Raw genomic sequence first — 1,510 nt, forward strand, 5'->3', positions numbered from 1 at the left:
TGCTCCATTTACAGCCATCACAGGCTGGGAATTATTTGGCACGAAGTCATTAAGAGAGCTATATGTGCCATCGTCGGGAGCGTTCTGCCCCAAACGGCGGATGGCTTCAGATAGCGTGCAGCCCTCCATACGCATACAGAGGTCGATGATACTTCCACCCCTACCTTCGCCATAATCTATCCAAAGGTTCTTCTCTGTGTCCACCTTGAAACTCGGATGCGTTTCCTCTCTGAGAGGTGAGCGGTACAGCGCATAGGAAGGTGTCCTACGTACAGGTTTGAAACCTTTCCTTTCAAGATACTCTACGATAGAGTATCGCTTGATGAGTGATAAATCTTCTTCTTTCATTGTGATATGTTTTAATTGAATTGATTAAATAATTTTTGTTTGAATGACAATAGTGTGTTTGAATGATATTTGAATGGTAGTTGAAAGAAAAACTCTTTTCTGAAGTTTTTCCCCTCCAAACTTTTTCATCTTTCTTCTTACTACATATTGTTTTAAGTTAAGTAATTGATTTACAATATATTTTTGTAGTACCAAGTCATACTACGAACTTACGACATACGGCTACTACATTTGGTTGCTGCAATAACTTGGCAAGGGACAAGGGAGTATCTTCCTTATCTTATACACATAAATAGGACTGCCACCCTCACGCCGCTTGCTCACTTTCTCAAAGCCAGCCCTTTTAAGGGCTTCTCCCATACGTTTGGAAGTCAGGGGCTGCCGTGTATAGATACCCAGATAGGTAAGGATTTCCGTAGTGGTCATATAGGAGCAACGGGGATTATCATCAGTTGGCTTCTCGAAGCAGCGCAATAGCAGTTCCGTTTCTGCGGTCTGCACTTGGAAATCCTCGCTCTCTTTGTAAAACTCAGCTATATCTTCATCGTCAAACCAATAACGGAAACCTGACTTTAACAGGGCTTTGGCTTTGGTATAGACGTTATCCATTGAGATAGCCTTTGCTCTGTTGATGTCAATGGACTGCACCTCAAAGGTAGGAACCATCTGCTTCCTGTGGGATCTGTAAGAAAGTCGTTGCCAAAAGCGTACTTCAGAGGATTGTCAGGCAAATAACATATAATTCCCTTTTTAACATAATAAAGCGGTAAAAGAAGAAAGGCAAATGTAGTTACTGCGTAGTACAATTATTTTAAGTACTCAACTACACGTTAATCCTTTCTCTTTCACCGCTTTAACTCTTATTGTAGTAATATAGTAAGATATAATCGGTGAAAGAAAAAGGAAATATATTCATCAGTTCTTGGTATTGCCCAACAGGAAGATTGACGGTACAATGACAGCCTCTGTTTGCAATCTTCTACTGATGTACTTTCTGAACAAATACGCTTCCATGCTGTCCAACAGAAAGGACAGGGCAATGATAATAGGAAGGGGATAAAGTGGTGAATAGCCTACTGTCTCTCCCTTCTTGATAACTTCTTTTTGAGGGGGTGTGTCAAAACTAAGAATTCAGAAAAGCTTCCTTTCATATTAACAGTTT

At 40.6% G+C, this 1,510-nt stretch carries 2 protein-coding genes; both read right to left on the reverse strand.

The features are described 5' to 3' along the window. The coding region (locus tag ACO6HM_RS12350) for a CHC2 zinc finger domain-containing protein (RefSeq protein WP_485391320.1) at positions 1-348 on the reverse strand (348 nt) is incomplete at its 3' end. A gap of 225 nt (positions 349-573) precedes the next feature. After that, a complete protein-coding gene (locus tag ACO6HM_RS12355) occupies positions 574-1,014 on the reverse strand; it encodes a hypothetical protein (protein ID WP_485391321.1) in 441 nt (146 codons plus the stop codon). Positions 1,015-1,510 lie beyond the last annotated feature (496 nt).

The sequence above is a fragment of the Catonella sp. genome, assembly GCF_057250765.1.